This is a genomic window from Pedobacter sp. GR22-6 (assembly GCF_037402555.1).
GTDB lineage: Bacteria > Bacteroidota > Bacteroidia > Sphingobacteriales > Sphingobacteriaceae > Pedobacter.
On record NZ_JBBEUC010000002.1, the window covers coordinates 1,322,130 to 1,348,065 of the forward strand.

General features: G+C 43.9%; 21 protein-coding genes. 15 read left to right on the forward strand and 6 right to left on the reverse strand.

The window, feature by feature from the left end; translation table 11 throughout:
• The first annotated feature begins 145 nt into the window (after positions 1 to 145).
• Genes WAE59_RS13315 through WAE59_RS13325 form a run of 3 tightly spaced genes read left to right on the forward strand, consistent with a single transcriptional unit; the run spans position 146 to position 5,572 of the window.
• The gene (locus tag WAE59_RS13315) at positions 146 to 1,606 is read left to right on the forward strand and encodes a DUF3375 domain-containing protein (protein ID WP_337856459.1); all 1,461 of its coding nucleotides are present in this window, start codon (positions 146 to 148) and stop codon (positions 1,604 to 1,606) included.
• Entirely contained in the window at positions 1,603 to 2,175 is a 573-nt protein-coding gene (locus WAE59_RS13320; RefSeq protein WP_337856460.1) for a DUF4194 domain-containing protein, read from the forward strand. Before WAE59_RS13315 ends, WAE59_RS13320 begins: the two co-directional genes overlap by 4 nt.
• Positions 2,168 to 5,572 (forward strand): ATP-binding protein, encoded by a 3,405-nt coding sequence (locus tag WAE59_RS13325; protein ID WP_337856461.1) that lies wholly within the window; start codon positions 2,168 to 2,170, stop codon positions 5,570 to 5,572. Before WAE59_RS13320 ends, WAE59_RS13325 begins: the two co-directional genes overlap by 8 nt.
• Positions 5,573 to 5,623: 51 nt before the next feature.
• On the opposite strand, the gene WAE59_RS13330 is transcribed toward WAE59_RS13325, so the two are convergent.
• Entirely contained in the window at positions 5,624 to 5,854 is a 231-nt protein-coding gene (locus tag WAE59_RS13330; RefSeq protein WP_337856462.1) for a hypothetical protein, read from the reverse strand.
• Positions 5,855 to 5,993: 139 nt separating this feature from the next.
• Here WAE59_RS13330 and WAE59_RS13335 point away from each other — a divergent pair, with 139 nt between their 5' ends.
• The 7 genes from WAE59_RS13335 (at position 5,994) to WAE59_RS13365 (ending at position 13,332) form a co-directional block, all read left to right on the forward strand.
• Positions 5,994 to 6,548, forward strand: a complete 555-nt coding sequence (locus WAE59_RS13335; protein WP_337856463.1) for an RNA polymerase sigma-70 factor — start codon at positions 5,994 to 5,996, stop codon at positions 6,546 to 6,548.
• Between the two features lie 92 nt (positions 6,549 to 6,640).
• A complete protein-coding gene (locus tag WAE59_RS13340; RefSeq protein ID WP_337856464.1) occupies positions 6,641 to 7,597 on the forward strand; it encodes a FecR family protein in 957 nt (318 codons plus the stop codon).
• Between the two features lie 119 nt (positions 7,598 to 7,716).
• Positions 7,717 to 10,407 carry a TonB-dependent receptor gene (locus WAE59_RS13345; protein ID WP_337856465.1) on the forward strand — a complete coding sequence of 897 codons (2,691 nt, stop codon included), beginning with the start codon at positions 7,717 to 7,719 and terminating at the stop codon, positions 10,405 to 10,407.
• A 2-nt stretch (positions 10,408 to 10,409) separates the two neighbouring features.
• Entirely contained in the window at positions 10,410 to 11,507 is a 1,098-nt protein-coding gene (locus WAE59_RS13350; RefSeq protein WP_337856466.1) for a PepSY-associated TM helix domain-containing protein, read from the forward strand.
• A gap of 106 nt (positions 11,508 to 11,613) precedes the next feature.
• A complete protein-coding gene (locus WAE59_RS13355) occupies positions 11,614 to 11,811 on the forward strand; it encodes a hypothetical protein (RefSeq protein WP_337856467.1) in 198 nt (65 codons plus the stop codon).
• A gap of 133 nt (positions 11,812 to 11,944) precedes the next feature.
• Entirely contained in the window at positions 11,945 to 12,769 is an 825-nt protein-coding gene (locus WAE59_RS13360; protein ID WP_337856468.1) for a class I SAM-dependent methyltransferase, read from the forward strand.
• A gap of 182 nt (positions 12,770 to 12,951) precedes the next feature.
• Positions 12,952 to 13,332, forward strand: coding sequence for an RNA recognition motif domain-containing protein (locus WAE59_RS13365; protein ID WP_337856469.1), 381 nt, complete (start codon positions 12,952 to 12,954; stop codon positions 13,330 to 13,332).
• Positions 13,333 to 13,346: 14 nt separating this feature from the next.
• On the opposite strand, the gene WAE59_RS13370 is transcribed toward WAE59_RS13365, so the two are convergent.
• The 3 genes from WAE59_RS13370 to WAE59_RS13380 are packed head-to-tail and all read right to left on the reverse strand — an operon-like array spanning position 13,347 to position 15,899.
• Positions 13,347 to 14,420 (reverse strand): xanthine dehydrogenase family protein molybdopterin-binding subunit, encoded by a 1,074-nt coding sequence (locus WAE59_RS13370; RefSeq protein ID WP_337856470.1) that lies wholly within the window; start codon positions 14,418 to 14,420, stop codon positions 13,347 to 13,349.
• Complete coding sequence (locus WAE59_RS13375; RefSeq protein ID WP_337856471.1) at positions 14,392 to 15,441, reverse strand: molybdopterin cofactor-binding domain-containing protein; 1,050 nt, start codon at positions 15,439 to 15,441, stop codon at positions 14,392 to 14,394. Before WAE59_RS13375 ends, WAE59_RS13370 begins: the two co-directional genes overlap by 29 nt.
• Positions 15,438 to 15,899: a (2Fe-2S)-binding protein gene (locus tag WAE59_RS13380; RefSeq protein ID WP_337856472.1), complete on the reverse strand. Its 462-nt coding sequence runs from the start codon at positions 15,897 to 15,899 to the stop codon at positions 15,438 to 15,440. Before WAE59_RS13380 ends, WAE59_RS13375 begins: the two co-directional genes overlap by 4 nt.
• Before the next feature lie 354 nt (positions 15,900 to 16,253).
• Between WAE59_RS13380 and WAE59_RS13385 the strand changes: the two genes are divergently transcribed.
• The gene (locus tag WAE59_RS13385; RefSeq protein ID WP_337856473.1) at positions 16,254 to 16,787 is read left to right on the forward strand and encodes an RNA polymerase sigma factor; all 534 of its coding nucleotides are present in this window, start codon (positions 16,254 to 16,256) and stop codon (positions 16,785 to 16,787) included.
• A 256-nt stretch (positions 16,788 to 17,043) separates the two neighbouring features.
• Here the strand turns inward: WAE59_RS13385 and WAE59_RS13390 are convergent, their stop codons facing one another.
• Together WAE59_RS13390 and WAE59_RS13395 are read right to left on the reverse strand one after the other, a co-directional pair.
• Positions 17,044 to 17,676: a hypothetical protein gene (locus WAE59_RS13390; RefSeq protein ID WP_337856474.1), complete on the reverse strand. Its 633-nt coding sequence runs from the start codon at positions 17,674 to 17,676 to the stop codon at positions 17,044 to 17,046.
• 84 nt (positions 17,677 to 17,760) lie between these two features.
• Positions 17,761 to 18,363, reverse strand: coding sequence for an RNA polymerase sigma factor (locus tag WAE59_RS13395; protein WP_337856475.1), 603 nt, complete (start codon positions 18,361 to 18,363; stop codon positions 17,761 to 17,763).
• 115 nt (positions 18,364 to 18,478) lie between these two features.
• Between WAE59_RS13395 and WAE59_RS13400 the strand changes: the two genes are divergently transcribed.
• From WAE59_RS13400 to WAE59_RS13415, 4 genes are all read left to right on the forward strand, one after another.
• Positions 18,479 to 19,666: a FecR family protein gene (locus tag WAE59_RS13400; RefSeq protein ID WP_337856476.1), complete on the forward strand. Its 1,188-nt coding sequence runs from the start codon at positions 18,479 to 18,481 to the stop codon at positions 19,664 to 19,666.
• A gap of 360 nt (positions 19,667 to 20,026) precedes the next feature.
• A complete protein-coding gene (locus tag WAE59_RS13405; protein ID WP_337856477.1) occupies positions 20,027 to 23,563 on the forward strand; it encodes a SusC/RagA family TonB-linked outer membrane protein in 3,537 nt (1,178 codons plus the stop codon).
• 10 nt (positions 23,564 to 23,573) lie between these two features.
• The gene (locus tag WAE59_RS13410) at positions 23,574 to 24,956 is read left to right on the forward strand and encodes a RagB/SusD family nutrient uptake outer membrane protein (RefSeq protein ID WP_337856478.1); all 1,383 of its coding nucleotides are present in this window, start codon (positions 23,574 to 23,576) and stop codon (positions 24,954 to 24,956) included.
• Positions 24,957 to 25,020: 64 nt separating this feature from the next.
• The gene (locus WAE59_RS13415) at positions 25,021 to 25,935 is read left to right on the forward strand and encodes a discoidin domain-containing protein (RefSeq protein ID WP_337856479.1); all 915 of its coding nucleotides are present in this window, start codon (positions 25,021 to 25,023) and stop codon (positions 25,933 to 25,935) included.
• The last annotated feature ends 1 nt before the right edge of the window (position 25,936 follow it).

Sequence of the window (25,936 nt, forward strand, 5' to 3'; positions counted from 1 at the left end):
GCATGATTTGGAGCTAGGCTAAGTATTAAGATTTAGCCCATTTCCCCGTCCTTCCTCCGCTATCTTCATTAATGGAATATAGTCTTCAAAAATATCATGTTTTTTTTTAGTTTTGCGCCCCTACTTATAAATACTAAACCTGCGTATGCTGCAAAGTGAAAAGATACTTCAGATCATGGAGAGCTCACCTAGTGTGGGCTTATTGAAGCTCAAAAACCGGGAGCTGATACTGGAGTTTATTATCCAAACGTTCATGGAAGGACAGGCCGTAGTGTCTTCCGATCAGATACACAATAGCTTATCTGACTACCTGGACCGTAAAGAAGTAGATCAGGATGAGGAGATGGACCTGGAAGTATTTGATACTTACGAGATGAAAGCCCGCAAGTATATCCGCAAATGGACCGATACCGGCTTACTAACGAATTATCAGGACGATCAGGGTGAGGTGTTTTATGAAATTTCTTCACACAGCAGCAAGACCATTGATTGGTTGCTAAGCCTGGAGAAGAAGGAATTTGTAGGTGCAGAATCCAGATTTAAAGACATATTCAGTCAGCTGGGTGATCTTGTAGAATTTACTGACGATGATCAGGAGAAGCGGATCCAGATGCTGGAAGCCAAGAAAAAGGAAATAGAAGCACAGATCAAAAGCCTTAAAGCTGGCGAAGGCGTGAAGGTTTATGAAGACTACGAAATCATCCCTAGGTTCAATCAATTGAACCAATCGGCCAAAGAACTGCTTTCGGATTTCAAGGAAGTAGAAGATAATTTCCGTGAGATCACCAAGCAGATCTACCTCAAACATGCGGAAGGAAGCCTGACCAAAGACCATATCCTGGAGTTTACTTTTGATGCCCTGGACGAACTCAAAGAGAGTCAGCAAGGCAAGAGTTTCTATGCTTTCTGGTCATTCCTGCTCAATCCCTCACTGCAGGAAGACTGGACAAAATTGAGTAAATCGCTTTTTGAAAGGCTCGATGGTAAAGAAATCAGTACGTCTGATATCTTTCTGAAGGACATGAAGAAATTCCTCCATGCTGCCGGGCAGAAAGTGTATAAGGCCAACGATAAAATGGCGGAGAAGCTGAGCCGTATCATTCGGGAAACGGAAAGTTCCAAGGTACACGCGACCCGCAACCTCATCCAGGAGATCAAAACCAAATTGATAGAAGTTGGGAAAAAGAAACAGCGGCCCGACATCGGCTTCATGCTGGAGTCGGAACCTGAGATCAACCTGCCCTTTGAGCGCAAGCTGACCTTCGAACCTACTGAAGAAATCCAGTACAGAAACAGGCCTAGAAGGGCAGAGAGCGATTTCCTGAATGCCAGCAACCTCGGCAAACTGTTTGGCCAGAAACGGGTAGACAGAGAGTTAATCAAGCACAACATCAAGAAAATACTGGGCGATAAGGCACAGGCAAGCCTGGCAGAGATCATCGAGCTGAATGGTGGACTGAATGAAGGTTTGCCGGAACTCTTTGGCTACCTCTCTGTGAGTAAGGATTTTAAACATACCATTAATAGGGAATCCCAACAGCGTGTGGTCTTTGACCGCGACTCTAGGAAGACCATCCATATCCCTGAAGTAATATTAACGAAATGAGCAATTTGCAAGACAACCTGAAACCCTGGTCAAGGGCGGTGGTGAAGCTTTTAAAAAATGGTACGGTATACAGCAGCTATTCTATATGGGAAGACCTGCTGCACTACCAGCAAGAAATACAGGACTACATCAATGTAATGGGCCTGGAACTGATCTTAAGAAAAGAAGAGGGACTGGCTTTTGTCACCCAATTTGAAGACAGCGAGGGCAATACCCTTGGCTTGGTGAGCAGGAGGCCAATCGGTTTCGAGGCTTCTATAGTACTCGTAGTCCTCAGGCAGTTGCTGGAGGAATTTGATCACAACCCTACTGCGGTACAGGCCAGTGAAAAGTTCATCCGCCACAGCGGCATCAGGGAAGAAGTAGAACTCTTTCTGCCGGAAAAATACAACAGGGTGAAGCTCTTGCAGGAACTGGATGTCTGCATTAAGAGGCTACTGGAGCTAGGGTACCTGAAAATGATGAAGGCTGAAGCCGATCCCCTGTACCAGATCCAGCGCGTGATCAAGGACAAAGTGACCCTCGATATATTAAAAGACTTTAAATTAAAACTGGAGGAATATGTATAGTTTGTTTAGCACCAGTTCAGATAAAGCAGGTTTCCGCCTGCAATACATGGAGGTATACAATTGGGGGACTTTCGATGGGGAGATCTTTCGTATATCACCGAGGGGAAATAATTCACTGCTTACCGGGGCCAATGCTTCGGGTAAGAGTACCTTTATAGATGCTTTACTGACACTATTGGTGCCGGTAAAGAACGATCGTTTTTACAACCAGAGCTCGGGAGCAGAGAAAAAAGGTGACCGTACAGAAGAGAGTTACGTGTATGGTCACTATGGAAACATCCAGAAAGAAGGAGAGTCGGGCACAACGACCCAAAAACTCCGGGACCATACCACTTACTCGGTGTTGCTGGCCTGCTTTGAGAATACAGATGGCCAGGTAGTCACCTTATTCCAGGTGCGCTGGTTTGCCAACGGCGAGCTGAAGCGTAATTTCGGGATCGGCAGAGTACCTCTGGAAATTGAGAAAGATTTTACGCCATTTGACGGAAAAGGCAACTGGAGAAAGCGCCTGGAAAAACTGTATAACACTGGTATTCAGAAAAAACGTATCGAGTTTCAGGAAGGCCCCGTGAAATACGGGGAGCGTATGGCGCAATTGCTGGGCATGCGTTCTGTAAAGGCTTCCAGCTTGTTCAACCAGGTAGTGGGGGTGAAGGTATTGGATGACCTGGATGATTTTATCCGCGTAAACATGCTGGAACTTCTGGATGCAGAATATGAGTTTATGCAGTTGAAGGATAACTTCATGACCCTTATGGATGCGAAAATGAACATTGAGAAGGCAAAGGAGCAGATCGCGCAGCTGATCCCGATCGATGAACTGGCCAGGAACCTGGAAGACATCGCGAGAAGGATCAGGAATCTGGAAGAAGATAAAGAAATTGCGGTTTACTGGTTCACGGCCAAAGGCACGGAACTGACTGCACTGGAACTGGAAGACCTAAAGCTCAGGATGGCCACGCTCGACGGGGAAATCCTGAAACTGAAAGAAAAAGAAGAGGAACTGAAATTGCAGGAACGTGACCTGTCCATTTCCCTGGCGAGTGATGAGGTGGAACAGCAGATCGAAAAGCTGAGTCAGGACATCCTGAAGCTGGAGCGCAGCCGTGATCAGACCAAACACCGTTTCGATAGTTATAATGCACTGGCTACTGGTTTAGGCTTGCCTACAAATCCGGATCAGAAAACTTTTGATGCTTCCCGAAAGCAGGCGGCGCTAAAAAAAGGCGATTGCGATTTCAAACGCAGTGCTGAAGACGAACTGATCCGCAAGGCCCGCAATGAAGAGGATAAATTGAGCGAGCAAAGTGCAGCGTTAGTGGGCACGGTTCAGTCCATCCAAAAAAATAAAAACAACATATCCGGCCGTGAGGCCGATATCCGTGAGGAAATCCTGGAACATATCGGTGCCACGGCAGAAGAGATGCCTTTCATTGGTGAGCTGATCCGTGTGATGGAAGAAGAGAACGAATGGGAGCCAGCAATTGAAAAGGTACTGCACGCCTTTGCATTGCGCATGGTGGTGCCGGAGAAATATTACAAACAGGTGAATGCTTATGTAAACCGTACCAATCTGCGCGGCCGCATCACCTACCAGCGCTATCAGGGCCATACCTCTATGGGTAGCCTGCGCAGGAGGTCTTATGAAGACAACTTATTGGTGAACAAACTCGAGTTTAAGACAGACAGCGACTATGCCGAATGGCTGGAAGAATTGATTGCAGGTCAGTTTGACTATACCTGTGCAGCCAGCCTCAGCGAGTTTAACCAGTTTACAGAAAAGGCCCTTACCAAAGAAGGACTGATCAAGGCTGTAAAAGGAAAACACGAAAAGGACGACCGGGCGCATGTATCCCGAAGGGAAAACTTTGTATTGGGCTGGGACAATAAAGAGAAAATCAGTTTGTTGAAAAAAGAACTGGAGGCCATCATTGTCACTCAGGAAGAAAACAAACAATACCTGAAGACCCTGGCCAATAACCTGAAGCAAATTGAGATGACCAAAGAGCGTCTGGGTACATTTCTTTCTTCATTTGCCAGCTTCGATGACATCAATTGGTCGGTTTTCGTGGCTGACATTCAGCAAAAGCAGGAACTGAAACAAAGGTTGGATCAGACGAATGATAAGAACCGGGCGCTGAAAGATCAGTTGAAAGCGGTGAAACTGAGTCTGAGTACCAATGGCATTGAACTGGAAGCTAAAAACAGACAGAAATACAAGCAGGAAGATCAGTTGGAAAATCTGCAGAAGGAGCTGGACGGCTATCGGAATACGCTTGGTATTTTTGCCGGCAGGCAGGTGGATGTCAGCATTTTTGAAGCGGCCCATCCCGATCTTCAGCACATCGACTATGCTGGATTCAAGAGCGCCAACGATTCTTTCCGGGAAAATAACCGGACCGAAACGACCAGGCTGGAGCGTGAGCGCAGTAGCAAAGAACATGCGGCCATACTGAAAATAAATGCTTTCAAACAACCTGCAGAAGAGATCAGTGCTAAGTTTAAAGACTGGCGTTCTGATGTGAATGCATTGCCAGATTCGGCAAATCTGGAGTTCATAGGAGAGTACCAGAAGTTTCTGCAGCGACTGCAACAGGACAACCTGCCAAGGCATGAGAAGAAATTTGATGAGTATCTGCAGGAAACCATTACCAATAAGGTGGGTGATTTCAGGATGTTCTTCGAAAACTGGGCAGATGCGATTAAAGAAAACATCCGTGTGCTGAATGAGGCTTTGAGTGAAATCAACTTTAAGCATTCTCCAAGCACTTACATCCAATTGGTGATCCCGAATAAGATCAGCGAAGACGTGCGGGAGTTCCGTAACCTGCTGAAAATGGCAATTCCTAATGTGAAAGAAATTGAAAGTGTGGAAGATGGTAAGCGTCTGCATTTTGAGCAGCACATCGAACCCTTGATCAAGCGTCTGGAGAAAGAGGATTGGCGTAAAAAGGTAATGGATGTTCGTGGCTGGTTCAGCTATAAAGCAGAAGAGTTCTATAAAGAAACAGGTCAGAAATTCAAGACCTACGAAAATATGGGGCAGCTTTCCGGTGGAGAGAAGGCGCAATTGACCTATACCATTTTGGGATCTGCAATTGCCTATCAGTTTGGCTTGACCAAAGAAGGCTTACAGACCAATTCTTTCCGCTTTATTGCGATTGATGAGGCATTTAAAGCACAGGATGAGGATAAGGCGAGGTACCTGATCACGTTGTGTAAACAATTGCACCTGCAACTGTTGGTGGTAACCCCGAGCGATAACATCCACATCGTGGAGAATGACATTTCCTTCGTGCATTTTGCCGAGCGTAAGAATGAACGCAACTCCTGGCTGTATGACATGCCGATAGAGCAGTTCAGGCAGGAACGCAGTCAATTTGCAGAATTAGTATAAGATCATGGGGGCGAAAGCCCCCTTTTTTTATGGGCTTTCCGGAACTTTGAATTAAAGTTTATAACGGAGGCCGATGTTTCTTGCGATGGCAATCAACAGATCTGGATTGTCTCCGATCGTCAAATCCACACAGCTCCATTCATTTTTTTCATTGCGGACCAGGGTGTATTGCTGGTCGGCCATGCTGATCCTGAATTCCATGGTACTGCGGTCAAGGGTATTGTTCAATATGGTATAACTGTAATCCTGTCCTTCAAAATGGATGCGTAAGGGTAATTTCATCAATGGCAAAGATAAAATCAATTGTCGAGCTGTTCAGGATTGTTGAAATCTTTTGTTTAACACCTAAAAACAAAATTTCCTTGTTATTATTTAGACCGATTCCAGTTAATTACTTAGCTTTGGACAAAAAATTACTCAAGTGTCCGGATCTCCATTCAATCAGGCTCAGTCGGCCCTAGCCCCCATCTACCCAATGGATGAGCAGCGCTTTGCACAGATTTACAGAACCTGCTGGAAGAATGTATTCGGGATCATCTATCACTACACCTTGGATCAGGAGATCGCAGAGGAGATCAGTCAGGATCTTTTCGCTTCCATTTGGGAGCGCAGGGACAAGCTGGTGATCAGGACGAGCATAGAACAATACCTAAACCGGGCGGCGAAGCTGGAGGCTTTTGATTATTTACGCAGCAGCATCAGCCACAAGGAACATGTGGACTGTGCATTGCGTGGAAATTGCGACGGCCGCAATTGTACAGAGGAGCAGATATTCTTCAATGAGCTTAAGGGGACGTTGGAGTTGTTGGTGGAGGCTTTGCCGTGTCGCTGCAGGGAGGTATACCGTCTGAGTCAGGAACAGGGTTTCAACAACAAGCGCATTGCGGCACAGCTTGTCATCTCCGAGAAGACCGTAGAGTACCATCTGTATAAAGCGATGAGTATGCTTCGTCAAAACCTGCAGTCATTCAGGTAATTAAAAAATAGTTCATTTTTTTTCAATTCCGACCTAGGAAAAATGGACGCTTATCCGGCTTTAGTATATGGGCACAATAGGGGCCTGCATATATGAAAATTACTAAAGCACTCATTCAGCGATATCACCTTGGACAATGTACAGCGGAGGAATCTGCCATGGTGGAGCATTGGTTGGACAATGAAGAAGCTGAGCAAAGCTTTCCTGATGAGCTGAATCTGAAGACAGTAGAAGATAAAGGTTGGAAGAAAATATCCGAGCGCTTTGGTTTAGATGAAGTTCCGGTTCAACAAAAGGTCTTTCGTATTCCTAAAATCTGGTCGCTTGCAGCTGCTGTGTTGTTGGTCTTTAGTGTAGCAGTGGTTTATATAGCTAACAGGCAGGTTGCTCCAGATCCCTCAGCGCAGCAGGTTTACAGAGAAATCAGGGCATTGGAGGGACAGAAGTTGAGTGTGACGCTCCCTGATGGGACGCTGGTACAACTCAATTCAGAAAGCGTGCTGAGATTCCCGACGTCCTTTGCCTCAAATTCCAGGATGGTCACTTTTAAAGGCGAAGCTTTTTTTAAAGTCGCTAAAGATGCTTCAAGACCATTTTCCATCAAAACAAAAGATACCAGGCTAACCGTATTGGGCACCAGGTTCAACCTGCGCGCCTATGAAACTGAAACGCAGAGCTCGGTAGTGGTAGAAGAAGGCCGTGTACGGTTTTCCTCTAATCAGTCAAAAGACAGTCTTGAGCTTATTGCCGGTCAGCGGGGGGTATTTACCGGTACTGGAAAAATGCAATGGACTGCTGTAAATACCGCGAAGCACCTTGCCTGGAAAGACAATGAATTGGTTTTCGATGATTCCAGGCTTGGCGATATTGTGCAGACGCTTGAGCGCTGGTATGGTGTAGATATTGAAATCAAGAATGCTGCTTTGAAAGCTGAGCGCTACAGTGGTCAGTTCCAGCAGCCTGATCTGAAAACGGTATTGGAAAGTCTTGCTTTCGCCATCAAGTTCAATTACCGTCTGAAGGATGGCGTTTACCACATTTCCCCTTAATATGAATCTCCTGTTCTTTACCCATATATCCATAAAAAACCCGGTGATCAGTCGCCAAACCTTTACACCGGGTATTATTGTCAATCAATTCATCATTAATTAAACAATCTAACAAAAGTATGTACAAAGCTTGTACCCAAAAGAAAAAAAACACATTTAAAATATTGCTCATCCTCGGTCTGTTATTTAGTCAGTTGGCCGTATTTGCACAGGAGAACATTTTGGAGAAACCAATTAAACTCAGCATGAGGGAGGTTTCGATTTCGGAAGTGCTCAGTGCGATTGAAAAGCAGATGGATGTGAGTTTCAGTTATTCCAGTACCCAACTGGACGTCCGGAAAAAAGTAAGCCCCGATTTTAATGGCGTACCGCTAAAAACAGCGCTTGCTGAACTCTTTGGAAAATCCCTGAAGGGACTCAGTATCAAAGGCAAACAGATCACGATACAAAGCTCCGGTGGTAAGGGAACAATTAAGGGATCGGTAAAGACCAGTGATGGAAAACCGGCGGAGTTTGTGACTGTGGCCATCAAAGGTGGGAAAATAGCTCAGGTAGATGCACGGGGTAATTTCAGCATCAGGGATCTGGAAGCAGGCAAGTATACCGTAGAAGCAAGTTTCGTAGGGCTGGAGAACCAGCGCGAGCAGGTTGAGCTAAGGGCAGGCGAGACTGTAAATCTGAGTTTTGTATTGAAGGAAAGCAACCAGCAATTGGAAGAAGTGGTGGTAAATGGCGGAAATACCAATAAGTTTTCGGTTAAGAAAACCACAACTTCGGCAAAAATGCCCTTAGGTAACCTGGAAAATCCACAAGTATACACTACCATTCCCAGAACCCTGCTCAATGAGCAAATGGTTACTGAATTTAGCATGTCGCTCAAGAACAGTCCTGGTGTTTACAAAATCCAGGGCAGCAGGGGTATCAATAGTGACGGTGCTTCTTCTTATAGCATGCGTGGTTTCCGTACTGAAGCAGCTTTGGTAGATGGTGTTCCGGCACAAACCAATGGTGAGGTAGAGCCTGCAAATATCGAACGCGTAGAATTGGTAAAGGGACCTTCGGGTACTTTGTACGGAGGAGCAGTGGTTTCCTTTGGTGGACTGATTAATATTGTGACTAAAAAACCTGTAGATACATTGGGTGGCGAAGTGAACTACACGACTGGAAGCTACGGTTTGAACAGGGTTAGCGCTGATGTGTATGGTCCGGTGAATGCTGATAAAAAGTTGTTGTTTCGCATGAACGCAGCTTACCAGAACCAGAATAGCTATCAGGATGCAGGCTTCAAGAAGTCGACCTTTATCGCGCCTGCTTTAGAATACCGTGCATCTGAGCGGCTCAACCTCAGCATGAGCGCAAGTTTCTATGAGCTGGAAGGTACTAGTCCAGCTTCGGTATTCCTGAACCGCGTTCGTCCCTACATTGCTACCACACCTGAAGCTTTAAATTTCGACTGGAACCGTTCTTTCACCAGCAATGATCTGGTCATGAAGAATCCGACAGTGAACATCAAAGCTCAGATCACTTACAAGATTTCTGATCAATGGACTTCACAGACCATTTATTCCAATAACACGCGTAAGTCGAACGGCTTTTACCAGTATCAGTTTATACGAGGTGCTACATCTGATGAGATGCTGGAAAGGAATGTTTCTTTGCAAAATTCAGTGAATAGTTCTGCTGATCTGCAACAGAACTTTACCGGCGACTTTAAGGTGCTTGGATTGAGGAACCGCATGGTAGTGGGATTCGACTATCTAAACCAAACGATCAACAACGACAATTCCCCCTATATTGTCTTTGACAATACCAGTGGTCTGAACCCGGATGCGAATTATGTAAAGATCAACCGAGCGGCAGTTGAGGCGAGATTGGCTGCGAGTACTGCTGCGCCTACGAAGAACAACACCAAAAGCAATATCTATAGTGCTTATGCCTCAGATGTGTTGAATGTAACCGATCGTTTATTGGCGATGTTGAGTTTACGTGTAGACCGTTTTCACAACAAAGGAACCCGTAACCAGATCACAAACAAACTGATTGATAAGAGCCAGTATCTGCAGACTGCATTTTCCCCTAAATTTGGTTTGGTTTACCAGGTAGTTAAAGACAAGGTTTCTTTATTTGGAAACTACATGAACGGATTTGCAAATGTGGCTCCGGTGGCACAGCCGTTAAATGATTTATCCGGAACATTCAAGGCTCAGCAAGCCAACCAATTTGAAGGTGGTGCTAAAATGGACCTTTTACAAGGTAAATTAAGTTTTACTGCCAGTTATTACGATATTAGTGTAAGCAATATGACTTATACCGAAACTGTGAATATCGACAATGTCAACTATAACATCACCGTCCAAAAGGGTACACAAAAAAGTAAAGGGATCGAGTTGGAGCTAATAGCCAACCCTTTGGCTGGATTGAATATCATAGCTGGTTACAGTTACAATGACAGTAAGCTCACGGATGCGGCAGTCGCGCTAAATGGTAGAAGACCAGCATCAGCCGGACCTGCGGTTTTGATCAATTCCTGGGTCAGTTATGCTTTTACAGATACGGAGCTGAAAGGACTAGGATTGGGTGTAGGCATCAATTACATCGGTAAACACCTGACGGGGAATTCCGCAGTTACCGGTGTCTTTACGCTGCCTTCTTATGTGATGGCTACCACTACTTTATTCTATGACCGCCCGAAATACCGTTTAGGCATCAAGGTAGACAACCTGACCGACGAACTTTATTTTGCAGGTCAAGGCGTATTGACCGCTCAGATGCCAAGAACAATCGCTGCTGGTCTAACACTTAAATTTTAACTTTGACTGCTAAAAGAATTATCGGTCAAATACACCTCTGGCTCGGACTGGCGTCCGGGCTAGTGGTGTTTATATTGGGACTTACGGGTGCTATTTATGCATTTTCTGATGAGATCAAATCATTCGTCTATCAAGACCGTTTATATGTAGATGCACCTACAGGCAAACAGAAGCTGTCCTTAGACATCCTGCTGCCCATTGCAGAAAAGGCTATAGGTAAGGAACACAAAATCTCCAGAGCACAACTGCCTCAAGATCCTTCAGGGGCTTATATGTTCCGGGCGCTGAAAGTTGATAAGGAAGCTTTCGGTTACTGGAATTATTACCAGTACTTCTACAAAGTTTACCTGAATCCCTATACAGGGGAGGTGATTCATTTGGAAAACGCGAAATATGAGTTTTTTACTTTAGTACTTGCCCTGCACATGAATTTGTTGCTCGGAGATGCAGTAGGACATGTTATTGTGCGCTGGTCGGTAGTCTGCTTTGTCGTATTGCTGCTTTCAGGACTGGTGTTGTGGTGGCCAAAGAAATGGAAGCGCAAGCAGTTGAAAAATAACTTCCGGATCAAATGGAATGCTAAATTTAAACGCCTGAACTACGACTTGCATAATGTGCTGGGTTTTTATGCTTTGCTACTGCTGCTGATTATCGCCCTGACTGGTCTGGCATGGTCCTTTGAACTTACAACAGATAAAAAATCTAAAGTACTCTCAGACACTACCCAGTCCCTGGGCAAATTACCTGCAGACCTCATCCTGAAGCAGGCACAAGCCTCTGCTCCTGCAAGTGCTTATTTTCTGTACAATTTCCCTGCAGCTAAAAGCGGAACCGTCAATGTTTCTGCTTATCAAAGTAGCATTCAGTTCTACGATCGCCTGCAGTACCGTTTCGATAGGTACAATGGTAAATTGCTTCAAAAAGGTATTGGATTTACTGAATTGGGCGCAGGAGCGAAGCTCATTGCCCTGAACTATGATCTTCATACCGGAAGCGTGCTGGGTTTATTTGGAAAGTTGCTCGCTTTTCTTGCGGGATTGATTGCTGCAAGTCTGCCTTTTACAGGTTTAGTGATTTGGCTGAAGCGAAAAAGAAAGTGATCTGTTGTACTCGCGAAGTATTCATTGGCTTTTGAAGAATAAAATCCTTGATCATTTCGACGAATCATCGATTTTTACTATTTTAACGGCATTGGGGCATTAGATTATGGGACATATTAAATTTAAACTAGAAGACGGCAATGGCTTAGCCTGCCACTATATTGATGATACAAATTTTGTTGAATTTGAATATCAGGCTGAGGGGGCAGAGCCCGTCATTTTTAAGTTGCATAAAATCCAAATGATGGCTTTACTAAAGGCGGTCAACACACCGCTTAAATTAGGATTAGAGTTAAAGCGCTAAATGATTACCTTTGTTTCATTAGAATCGTTTAAAAATATACACCCACGACCGAGCTGCTGAACAGCAAGACGGTCTGACCAGTTCTCCTCTGAACTGGTAAATAAATCGTATTGTGTATATTTTCCCATTTTTTATGAACCTTATAGATCCGATTATTCAGGATTTTTATACCTCAAGCGCTGAAGATACGCGTTTGCAGACTGGCCTTGGGCCACTTGAATTTTTAAGAAATAAACAGTTGATCGCAGATCATCTTCCGGAAAGAGCAGCTTGCATAGCTGATATTGGCGGTGGTACAGGGCATTATGCCGCCTGGTTAGCGGGCCTTGGACACCAGGTTATTTTGGTGGATCCCGTTCCAAAGCATGTACAACTTGCGGGCAAACGCTCAAAAAAAAGCAAAAGATCTTTTCAGTGTATGCTGGGCGAGGCGAGGAGATTACCTATAGCAGACCAGACCGCAGATCTGGTCATCCTGCACGGCCCTTTGTATCATTTGCAACAGCAGGGAGACCGCATCGCAGCCCTGAAAGAAGCGAGGAGAATTTTGAGACCCGGGGGAATTATCATTGGCTTTGCAATCACCTACGCGGCCACTACACTAGCGGCCTTGCAAAATGGCATGATCCACCATCCCGATATTTATACAATGTGCAAGCAAGAACTGCAGAGCGGTGAACACGAAGCTCCAACTGCCTTTCCAGGTATGCTCGCACAAGCCTATTTTCATAAACCTGCGGAGTTCCTTGCTGAATTTGAAGCGGTAGGACTCAGAAAAATACGCATGTGCGCCGTAGAAGGGATTGCCTGGTTGGATGCCCGGTTTTTTCAAAGCTGGGTAGTGCCAGAAAAGCAACAATGCCTGCTCGACCTGATCAACTTGACTGATACCGATCCCGAGTTGCTTTGCCTGAGTCCTCACTTGATGTTGGCTGCGGAAGTCGACTACGACTTCTAAAGCCCGTGCTGCAGATATTCGTGTGTTGGTCTTCCATGGTGATTGCCTTTCCGTAAAGGGGTATTCCCTGATGCTCAATACAGGTTTGAATGTATTTTGAGCGCAAGGATGTTTAAGCCTATATGATATGGCGTTTCTTTAATTGAAGGATTAAGCGTAAATTTGCAGCACGAAAAAACATCATGATTAAACTATTTGTAGTGGGCTACCCACTGGATATTCAGGAAGCTGAACTGATTGAAATCTTCAGCATCCACGGAATGATACATAGCATCTCTTTACTAACTGATAAAATAACCCATAAACACAAAGGCTTTGGTTTTGTAGAAATGGTTGATCAGGCAGGTGCCGATCGCGCCATTTCGGCTCTGAATGGATTGGTGCTAAGGGGCAGGAAAATAAGTGTAAAGCTGGCCGATGAAGACCGTGAGCGGAAGCCTCGGACCTTCAAATCCAACCGCTTTCCAGACCAGATCGACCGTACCGGATCCAGTATGATAGGAGAGGTGAAGGGCAAGCGCCCACGTAAACTCGTTTCTAATACTTTTCGGGCAGGAGAATAACTCCCGCCCGATTATTAGCCTTCAAAGGGCATTTTTCTATGGCGTTTTCCGGTTGCTGCGAATAAGGCATTTGCCAGGGCAGCAGCGATTGGTGGTAACGCCGGTTCACCAAGGCCTGTTGGGGCATCTTCGGAGGGGACAAATTTGACGGAAATGTCCAGTGGCGCATTCCGCATCCTCAAAAATCGGTAAGTGTCAAAGTTCTGTTCTACGACTGCACCTTTGTCGAAAGTCACCTTCGTGAACAAAGCATGTCCAATGCCATCTACAATTGCACCTTCCACTTGATTTTCCGCTCCGCTGAGATTCACCACTTTGCCACAATTGACGGCACAATATACTTTTTGCACCCTGGCCTTGCCGCCAACCATTTTGAGGTCTACTACTTGTGCCACATAGGTATTGAAGGAGAACCAGGTCGCAAATCCCCTAAAAATGCCTGGAGGTGTTTTTCCCCAATTACTCATGTTTGCAACGAGATCGATCACACTTTTAAATTTATCGGGATTGTAACTGATCCGACCTATGGGCTGCTGTTTGGCTTTGTCCAGTAAACTGAGCCGAAACGCTATAGGGTCTTTCTTTAATTCATGACATACTTCATCCATGAAGCTCTCTGCAGCGAAGCCGAGTACATTGTGTGTGGGCGCACGCCAGGGTCCAGTGGCAATGTTAGTGTTCAAGGATTGACTTTCTGAACGAAAATTGGATACTGCACCAGCAGGATAGGTATCTGCAGCACTGCCCCTGCCCAGCCAGACCGACGATTGGTGCCAGGCCAGCAACTCGCCGTTTTCAAAAGCTGCCCTGTATCGAAAAGCAGCACTCGGGCGATAAAAATCATTTTGCATGTCGTCTTCACGGGTCCATTGCACCTGTACCGGACATTTTGCCGCCGCAGAAATGAGGGCCGCTTCCACACCATTGTCGGGCTGAAGCTTTCTGCCAAATCCACCGCCCTGACGAGGTAATCCGATGCTGATGTTTTCCGGGGCGATATTGAGTTCACGGGCCACCTGGCTGCGCAGGGAACCTGGCACTTGTGTGGGGCCGTAAAGCTCAGCTTTGCCATCTTCTGACGTCGGCAAAGAAATTCAGCGGTTCCATCTGTGCATGAGATACAGTCGGCGCTTCATAGCTGATGTCTATGATCCCCTTGCCCATCATCGCAGCATCTACATCTCCGTCATTTCTCGCGTTATTTGCAGCATTTCTAGTCAGCAGTTCCTTAAAAGCCACATCGTGCTCATTTGTACTCTCCAATTTACCTGCATCTTCCCATTCCAATTGAAGGGCATCGCGTCCCTTTTTGGCAATCCAGGTAGAAGTAGCGAGTACAGCAACAGAATTCTTGATCTGCAATACCTGTTTTACACCAGTTATTTTTCGGGCATCCAGGTCACTAAAGGACTTTAATTTTTTACCGAAGGCTGGTGGACGGGCCACTACTGCGAACAGCATTCCAGCCTTACGGGTATCTATCCCAAAAAGTGGTTTCCCGGTAATGATTTTTTTGACATCAATGTCTTTTACCCGCGTACCGATGATTTTGAAATCTTTTGGATCTTTTAATTTGACTTCTTCCGGGATCGGAAGGGTAGCGGCTTTGGATGACAATGCTCCGTAGCTCAGCCGTCGGCCAGTAGCTTGATGGATGACATTGCTGTTTTCTGCATGGCATTCTGATACAGGAACAGACCAGGTTTGTGCTGCGGCTGCAATCAGCATGGTCTTGGCGGTAGCGCCTACTTTTCTTAAGGCTTCGTATCGGCTGCGTACGGCCCCGCTGCCTCCGGTCATCTGGTTCCCATATTTAGCATCCAAGCCGGCAATTTCTACTTTAATTTGCTTCCAGTCTACACCCAATTCCTCTGCAATGATCATTGGAAGCGATGTTTTAACCCCCTGGCCAATTTCCGGATTTGGTGCCATTAACAGGATCGTACCGTCAGGACTGATGGTGATGTAGGCATTTGGACTGAACGCTTCAGCCTCTGTATCCTCCGTTGTGGCTTTTGCCAGCATGGAAAACCCCATCATCATGCCTCCGCCGGCAAGTGCGGCTATGCTGAGAAACTGACGTCTGGATAATGTGTTTTCTATACTCATTTTTTGATTCCTCCCTTCTGAGCAGCCGAATGGATTGCCCTACGGATGCGTACCTGTGTACCGCAACGGCAAATATTACTCATGGCCGCATCTATGTCGGCATCAGTAGGTTTTGGATTGCGTTTGAGCAGTGCAGCCGCCGCCATAATCTGACCGGACTGGCAATAGCCACACTGGGCCACATCCAGTTCTTCCCATGCTTGCTGAACAGGATGTTCCCCATTTTTGCTAAGTCCTTCTATCGTGGTGATCTTGGCATTGCCAACGGCGGAAACCGGATATAAACACGATCGGACGGGATTGCCATTGATATGAACGGTACAAGCTCCACATTGTGCTACGCCGCATCCGTATTTAGTTCCGGTAAGACCGATGAGGTCTCGTAATACCCAAAGTAGTGGCATGTCCGGATCTGCATCTACCTGGTATGCTTGCTGATTGATGGTTAAGGAAATCATGATGTCGGTGTTTGGTTGTTTCGCGGTTATTTTAGAGGTCCTCCGCTAACTCAAATATAAATATAGTTAAGGCTGTTTTTTTTTGTTTTGGAATAAATTGAAATGCTTTTCTGTAAAATTATCATGGTAAAGAATAGGGCAGGCGTTTAAGCATCAATTGTGCCAATTTAATTGTAATAATTTTCTTTTCATTTTTTTCTAGCTATTTAGATGGCTTTTTTGTAGTGAAATCCATATTCTGCTATGAAATTAATAAATCATTAATTTTTTGAGCGAAAATTACTCCATGATTTGGTACGCTGATTGTATTGACGATGATACCTACTGAAAAAAAAGAATTAAAAACATCTACCTATGGAAAACATTACTTTGAACAACGAAATCTGCAACCATCGCTCCTGTTTGGAAAGCTTTGCGATGAAATTTACAAATGATGTGGAAGATGCCAATGACTTGGTGCAGGATACCATCATCAAGGCCATACGTTATCACAACCTATATAAAGAAGGTACGAATTTAAGAGGTTGGTTGTATACTATTATGCGTAATACTTTTATCAATGATTACCGCAGAGGCGCAAAACGGAAATCCTTTATCGATACTACGGAAGATTTATCCTCTTTTCAACTGAGCCACAGTGCAACCAGCAACCTGGGTGAAAATAAATTTATGATGGAAGACATTAATAAGGCTTTAGAAAAACTTCAGCCAGAATATTCGGTACCCTTCTTGAAGTATTTCGAAGGTTATAAATACCATGAAATTGCAGATGAACTTCAGATTCCAATAGGTACAGTAAAAACAAGGATTCACATGGCCAGGCAGGTTTTGAAATCTCAACTGAAAATGTACAGCGGTCAATTTAAGGGTGTTGCATTGTCAGCATAGGCATAGTTTAAGATTTATCAGAAAAGAGGATACTGATAGGTATCCTCTTTTTTTACGTCAAAGAAAGAATAACTATGTGTTCGGGATGCGTTAAGGTCTGAAACGTAGTTGCTCCATATCAACCTCATCCTTGCGTCATCCTTCAGACACCTGCCGACGATTAAAGGATGACGCAGGTACGACTGTGATATCACGTAGGGATGAGCCGGACCTGAACACATCCTTAACACAAGTCATATTCAACCGTATCTCTAAATTATTTACTGTTAAAGACCTTACTTAGGTTGGGTTTGATTCCGATAGAAAGCGGTACAGCTGCAAAATGCGAATTTTGGATTTTCCCCAATCCCTTCATGAAGCTGCTTTCTATAAAGAGATTAGCGCCGCCTATATTGTATTCGATGCCTATTCCTGGTTCTATGATGCCCATAGTATTCGTTTTATTGCTCAAATCGACAGCGTTATTCGCTGCATTGACGCTTACCCTGGGTGTGAGTATAAAGCCACCACCAGCTCCTATAAAGCCGTAGAAAGCAAATTTATTGACCATCTTTCTGTAACCCAAAGCCAGGTTGAGCAGGTAAGTAGTGGAACGTCCCGTTTTCAATGAGGCTGAATAACCCGGCTCTGGCTCGATTTTATCATATCCAAACACATGAAGACTTGCTTTTGGGTACAGAAATAAGTTGCCTTGTCCCAGTCCCAGGTTTACCCCCAGGGTCGTGGAAAACTTCGGGCGCATGAAATCGCTGTTTTCACCGACAGGAAAAGAAAAGCCTGCGCCGCTCATGGTGTAGAGTTTATCTGTCCTTCCGCCTAATTGTTGAGAAAAACCGGCTGTACTTATACTTAGGAGGAAAATGAAGTAGGGGAAAAAGTGTAGTTTCATGCTGTTTTGTTTACTGCAAGATAATACAGTTCTTCAATTAAATGAAATTGCGGATATCCCTGATGCGGTTTTTTGTGTTTTATCTTATTTGTCCGGTATGCTGAAATATAGGCCAATGATCAGTAATGCCTTGTCCTGGTGTTTGAGGATGTACGCCCGGATCGATTGCAGAGATTGGGTGATGTGACTGTTGATTGTTGGTACAGATACCCCCATCAACTGACTGGCTTCCTCATAACTCTTTCCTTCCATTTTGCAGAGGTTGAAGGCCATTTTACGTTGAGGAGAGAGCTGATCAATAGCTTGTTGCAGCAGAGCATAAGATTCCTTATTGAGTAAAAGCTCTTCAGCACTCAAGTCGGGATCGGTACCGCGAAGTAGTAGGGACTCAATTAAGCTATTGTCGGAGGCAACCTTCCTGAAATAATTATAGACCAGGTTTTGGGCGATGGTATACATAAAAGATTGAAAAGATTTTTCCACGTCAATCTTTGTACGGTTATCCCAGAGTTTAATGAACAGTTCCTGTACCAGTTCATCTGCAGTATCCTTATATTTTACCATCCGTAGAATCTTCAGGTACATGGGTTTGCTGTATGCGCTATAGAGTTCATTGAAAGCCAGTTCATCGCCGTTTTTGAGGCGAATAATCAAGTTTTTCTGAAGCGTATCTGCTAAAATGATCAAAGGATTCTGGTATGTTTAAGTTCAAATCTAATCAATTTTAAAAAAAATGAAGAAAAATGCATTTTGTATTCATTGGTTTTTCATTCTCGCGTGTATTAGTACTGAATTATAGGAAATGGGGACATCACAACAACGCTTATTTATAAAATATTTAAATGATCAATGTAGCAATGCAGAGATCGTAGAATTGCTGGGCCATTTCAGGCTGCAGGAGAATGAGGCAGCTTTGAAAGATGCGATCCTGCTGGAACTGAAACAGGAAATTATATCAGAATTACAGTATAAGGATGTAGATCAAAGGCTGAATCACATTCAGGGACAACTGCAACAACATATTCAACAAAACCGAAGTGTAGCACTTAAAGAAACCCTAAAGTTATGGCCTCGTATCGGAATCGCTGCGGCAGTTTTCTTGATGGTCTTTTCTGGTCTTTGGTTTTTTAGAGACAAAATATCCGATACGAAGGTTACAGAGATCCGGTATGCAGGCGATGCAGCACCCGGAAGGGTGGGGGCCACGTTAACGCTGGCTAATGGAAAACAAATACACCTGGACAGCGCGGTAAACGGTAAACTCGCAAGCGAATCCGGAGTGAGCATCTCTAAAACTGCTGATGGACAATTGGTCTATGAAATTTCAGGGAATTCAAAGGAGAACAGCATCAATACACTGTCGACCGGTAGGGGTGAAATTTATCAATTGAAATTGCCTGATGGGTCCAGGGTATGGTTAAATGCGGCTTCCAGACTTACCTACTCAGCTTCGCTGAATGAGAAAGGACTTCGTAAAGTCAAATTGACCGGTGAAGCATATTTTGAGATCGCAAAAGATCCTGAACATCCTTTTATTGTAGAATCTGCCGGACAGGAACTGAGGGTTTTGGGTACGCATTTTAACGTAAAGGCTTATCAGGATGAGTCGGCCGTGAAAACAACCCTATTGGAGGGTTCAGTTCGACTAAGCACGACTTCTATTGCTCCTCAAGCTTCATTTATTTTAAGACCTGGTGAACAAGCGATAAACAGCGGTCATATTCAGATCGAAAATGCCAATTTGGAGGAGGCTATTGCCTGGAAGAATGGCAATACGCAATTTAAGGACAAATCCCTGGAAAGTGTGATGCTGGAATTGTCGCGATGGTACGATGTGAAAGTAGTTTACGCTGCTGACGCACCGAGGGACGAGCCATTTAGCGGGGTAGTGTCCAGGTCCAGAAACTTATCGGCGGTGCTGGAACGCATGCAGACGACAGGTAGTGTAAAGTTTGCCATATCAGGAAAAACAGTTACAGTAATGAAATAATCACCCAAATCAACCATATATTCAACACCTAAACCACCAATTATGAAAGAAATTTTACGCTACTAAGATCAAGGGAGAAAAGGGGCTTTTAAATAAAAAAGCCGAAGAGTGCTGCGAACACTTTCCGGCTATAGTTTGAGCAACCATTCCTGATCAAGATCAGGAAGAACAATTATTTGCTAACAATCAATTATCAACTCAAACCAATTCAAACATAGGTATTATTGCTCAACAAAGCAATAATAACGGTCTGTCGTCGACCCCCTGTGTCTGAATACAAACAAACGACGAAGTATGGAAAACTGTGCTTTAAACCGTGGTAAGCCATTTAGCTGGCTGCCTTCAAAAATTCTAGTAATTATGAAGTTAATCATAGTACTAATGACCACTTTCTTGATCCAGGCAAATGCAGCCGGGAGTTATGCCCAAAAAGTAACTTTAAATGAAAAAGGTGCTACACTGGGAAATGTGATAGATAAAATACGTGCGCTGACTGGTTATGATTTTGTGTTCAACTCCAAAGATGTGGAGAATGCAAAAAAAGTGACCATTAATTTAAAGAATGTTGAACTTGAGGAAGCGCTTAAGGTGCTTTTTAGTAATCAGAACTTTAGGTACTCTATTACGGATAGATTTATTGTAGTTGAGCGCGTTCAACCTTCTATTATGGATCAGTTGCGTGCAGCTTTTGTCAATATTGATGTGCGGGGTCGTGTGGTGGATAGTTTGGGAAGTCCACTTCCGGGAGCTACTGTTGTCGTAAAGGGACAGAAGCAAGGTGTTAGAACCGGTTCAGATGGATCTTTCTTCCTGCAAAATGTGGAGGAAAATGCAGTATTGGTGATCACGTATACGGGGTTTGTGACGAAGGAACTTAGTGCAGCCAAGGATTTAGGTGTCATCCGTATGCAGATGGATGTAGGTAAATTGAATGAGGTAGAGGTGGTAGTGAATACGGGCTATCAGCGAATCAAGCCTGAACAGAGCACTGGAGCGGTTTCGCAGATTGGCACTAAAGAATATGAGGCCAGAATTAGTACCAATTTTCTGGATGGTTTGGTAAACAGGCTACCGGGATTGATGATCAATAACAACGTCCAGTTTACCAGCACACTTCCTGGTAGTACAACGACCACATCAAGATCACTGTTTAATATTCGGGGAATATCTACCATGTCGGCAAATCAAACTCCTTTGATCGTAGTAGATGGATATCCAACAGATCTTACACTGGATATGATAGACCCGAACGAAATAAAGTCGGTGACGATCCTCAAAGATGCCGCCGCCGCTACTGTATATGGTGTAAGGGCCTCCAATGGGGTAATTGTAATTGAAAGAAAACAGGCTAAGGCAGGTCTAGCCCAATTTACGTTTAGAACTACGCTGGGCGTAACACCAAAAGAAAATTACAGCCATTACCGCTGGGCAAAAGATGCTTCTGCTATCAATGTAGGTTATTGGGCTGCTACCCAGGCTGCCAATGTAAATAATCAATCTTATGGTTTATTGTTTTCAGGGGCTCAGGGCCGTATCAACAGATCGCCTGTTTACTACGTTTTAGCTCAGGCTGCAGGCAATATGATTACTGCTGATCAGGCTGCGAATACCCTGGCTGAAATGTCAAGCTATGATAATCTTGAAGATTACAGTGATTTATTCCTTCGCAATGCGGTAACCCGGACACACAATTTTAATGTTTCCGGTGGAAACGATAATGCCTTATATTACATTACGGCCAATTATACAGGGAACCTACAGTCGCAACTCAAGAATGATGATAACAGGTTTTCCCTTTCTGGGCGCACTACATTAAAGCTGTCCAAAAAGCTCTCGCTTGAATTAACCACAGATTACCAGGAGCAGCGTTCCAATAGCGCACCCGTGCCGGGAGTAAATTCAGCGGCTCCTTTTGAGCGTTACCAGGATGTGAATGGTAATCCTGCCCCAATGATAGGATCTAGCATTGCTGTGCCTTTTAACAACTTTATTATGTCGCAGGGTTTTCAGGATAATATGTATTACCCCTTGATAGATTTCAATGAGATCACTGATAAAACACGCACGATCAATAACCGCATTACAGCCAATTTTAGATATGGATTAGGCGCTGGTTTTGATTTATCATTTGGTGGAATTTATGAGACCTCACGATCTAATAGCGATCACCTTGCCAACCAGGAATCTTCGGAAGTAAAACAAGCTATAAACGCTTATACGATCAAAAATGCAGATGGTACGATGAAGTATAGCATCCCATTCGGCTCTTTTTTACGGCAGCAAAACGGAAGTACATCGAGTTATACAGCGCGGGCGCAGTTAAACTACAATAAAGTTATTGGTGATCATTCCTTCAATGCCATATTGGGTGCTGAAATGAGGTCTTTGAAAAGCCAAAGTAATTTGACTTCTGCTTTTGGATATAATGATGAAACTCTGGCGCTGCAGGGGGTAGATTTTGGCTTAATAAATTTAGGGTCTACAACGGTTCGGGGTACCCAGATCACTTCGCCTTCGTACACTGGTTTGATAAATAATTTCTTTAACCAGCAATCTGCAGAGGATCGTTTTTTATCGGGCTATTCAAACATTGTGTATTCTTATCAAAACAAATATTCGATTACCGGAAGTATCCGTATAGATCAGTCGAACCTTTTTGGTACCAATCCAAAATATAAGTATAAACCACTTTGGTCCCTGGGTGCAGCCTGGAACATCCATAGGGAAGATTTTATGGAAGATATCGCCTGGATAAACCTGCTTAAACTGCGAGCAGCTTATGGATTTAATGGTAATGTGGCCAAATTATCCCTTCCACAGGTAATTGCCAAATCTACTGTAAATCCTTATATTCCAGCAAATAATCAACCGCTTGGTTTGCAGTCCTATGCAAACAGCAGCCTGCGTTGGGAACAAACACGAAACTTTAACGTGGGCTTAGATTTTGACATTTTTAAAAATGTCACTGGAACAGTTGACTACTACCAAAAAAATAGTACTGATTTATTAGGTAATGTACTGATAGATCCTACACTTGGAATAAGCCCCACGCTAATCAATCAGGCTAACATTCGCAACAAGGGTTTAGAGTTTAGTTTACATGCCGATTGGATATCTACAAATAATTTCAACTGGAACACAGGAATTGTAGTGTCCCGTAATACCAGTAAGGTGTTGGAAGTTTACCGGAAAGGCGATTACACTCCGACAGCTTTGTTGAATTTAGGTTATGTCAAAGATTTTCCGGTAGGTGCCATGTTTGGCTATGATTATGCGGGTCTTGATAATGCAGGATATCCACTAGTAAGAGATCCTCAAGGAAATTTACTGGCAACGAATATTAATTCAGCGGGTAATGCGACGGCAGCAGCATTGGCAAGTGAAACTTCAGGGCTTACCCATTATTTAGGTTCATCTATTCCAACTATCAATGGCGGTTTAAGTAACAGGGTTGATGTGGGTAGTTTCTATGTATTCGCAATGATCAATTATTACGGAGGATTTAAAGTAAGGGTGCCAAGACCTAGTCCTTCGGCATCAAGGGCATTAGAAGGATCAGGTAATTATTGGAAAGCACCGGGAGACGAAATGAATACGGATGTACAAAGTCTCGCTGCATTTTTATCGAGTGCCAATTCAAACAATGTTTACAATTGGTCAGAGCAGTCTGTCGTGCATGGAGATTACATCACCTTAGGTGATCTGACACTTTCTTATAATTTAGATAAAGTAAATTTCATAAAAAGTGCAGGGTTTAAGAATTTTGAAATTAAAGCTCAAGCTTCAAACTTGTATTCCCTTGGCCTTAACAGACATAATTTTAGCATGGCCACCGGAAGTTATGTAAAATCATACGTGACACCTACTTACACTATTGGTATTTTTACTAATTTTTAATAACATAAAGATGAAAAAAATTAAAAACCTATCACTTTTGTTGATGTTAGGTGCCCTGTTAATTACAGGTTGCGATAAGTACCTCGATATTACCCCAAAAGGGAAAAGACTGCTTACAACAGTAAATGACTACGATCAATGGATGAATGACCAAACGCTTGTTTTAGGAGTTGGTGGACAGCAAGCCATTGTGAATTTTCTAGGTGATAATGTGGATGTTGTGAGCATTACTACGCCACCTACCAGTTCCGCGCAGCTATTGTACACCTGGGCGCCACAGTATTCCTTCGATGTCACTACGGCACCCCTGATCTGGTCTGAACATTATGCAAAGATCAGTTCGTATAATACAGTTCTTGTAGGCATTGATAATGCGACAGGCGGGACAGATACTAAGAAAAGGTCTCTTAAAGCAGAAGCGCTGCTGGCCCGCGCTTTGGAATACTTTTACCTGCTGAATGAATACGGGAAAGTATACGATGCTGCTACAGCCTCGACCGACTTAGCGGTACCTTTTGTGACTTCAGATGATGTAAGTCAAAAAACTCCTCCGCGTGCCACTGTTGCTGAAATATACCAGCACATTATTGATGATGTGAATGCTGCTATTCCGGACCTTCCCGCTGATAACAGCACAAACAGATATCGCGGATCAACAGCTTCAGCATATAGCTTATTATCAAGGTTATATTTTTATGCCTTGAATTACCCTGAGGCGCAAAAATATGCAGAACTGGCTCTGGCAAATACCAACGCAGTAATCCTTGATTTGAATGGTGCCAACCCAACATCCAATATGCTGGGCCTTCAATCCGATGTAATTTATGGACGTATGAATCTGGTATTTGCAGTTCCAGTTACGCTCGACTACATGAATAGCTTTGCCGCCAATGATCTGAGGGTTAGAAAACTTTACACCAATACAGATGGGTTTAGGTTTACCACAAGGGGCGCAACTCAATATTCCCCTCCACTCGTCACACCTGTTACGAATTATTATTACACGAACACAGGAACTTCTGTGCAGGAAATGAAGCTAATTGCTGCGGAAAGCGCCGCACGTGCTAATAATTTAAGTACAGCATTGCAATATTTGGATGATGTACGTAGAAATAGATTTCCAACAGCAACCTATGTGAAATATTCCTCAACGATACAAGAAAACGTCTTACAGGAAGTTTTATCAGAAAGAGATCACGAATTGGGCTTTGCTGGCCTGCGTTGGTTCGATATGCGCCGCTTAGACAAAGAGGGAAGAATGGGTACAGTATACAGATATGATGCACAGGGTAGTGTTGTGGCCACACTAGAGCCAAAAAGCAATAAATATACACTGCAAATACCTGTTCAGGTAATGAGTTTTAACCCGGATATGCCACAAAATCCATATTAGATTTAAACAGATGAAGACACTTAAATTAAATATAATAGTCCTTTGTTCATTAATGCTCTTATTAATGGCTTGCAAAAAAGACAAGGCCAGCCGCGAGACTCTGCCAGAAGGAAGTGTGACTTTTGATCTGCCGGCCTCAACAGAGGTAGTGGCACAAGCATTAGATATCAAGGAGCCAACGGTGCTTAGCCTGGAAATGAAAGCAATGTTAGTTGGTACCTCTTCGGATGTACATTTTGTAACTTTTGCAGCGGATACCGCTAAAATAGCGAATTATAGATTGAAGTATGGCAATGCAGCGCTGTTACTTCCAACGCCGACCTATCTTTATTATAAACCAACCGTCGCCATTGCAGCCGGAAGCAGCCTTTCGGAAGCGGCTGTGCTAAACCTTAGTGTGCAAACCTCACTTAGACCTTACAGCACCTATGTGCTTCCACTCGTTATTACGGCTGTAGACGGAAAGCCGCAGGATCCAGCACTTCGCAAGGTTGTATATTATGTATTTAACACCGGTGCTCCAAGGTATGTAGACCATTCTACTTATACCCTTACCGCCACCGCATCTTCTACACTTGGAGTTAATGCAGCTGCCAGAGCAGTGGATGCAAATACAGCTACAACTTTTTGGGCGAGTTCTAATACCCTGCAATTGCCACAATGGGTAAGTATTGATTTTCAAAGAAATGTTACTTTTTCGGGATTGGACTATTTCTTTCCAACTAATGTAACCGCTGCTATTGGAGGCATGACCACTTCAGCTAAAGTGGAAACGAGTTTAGATAATGTAAACTGGGTGGATAAGGGGACGTATGCAGTTAATGTCAATAATAATGCTAGAATGCAGACGATAAAAATGCCTTCATTAACTACGGCCAGATATCTACGCTTTACCATTTTGACCGCAAATCCATATGTGCAATCTGCTACAGTCATTTACAACATAGGTCTTGTGGGCGGGATTTTGTTGTTGAATTAAT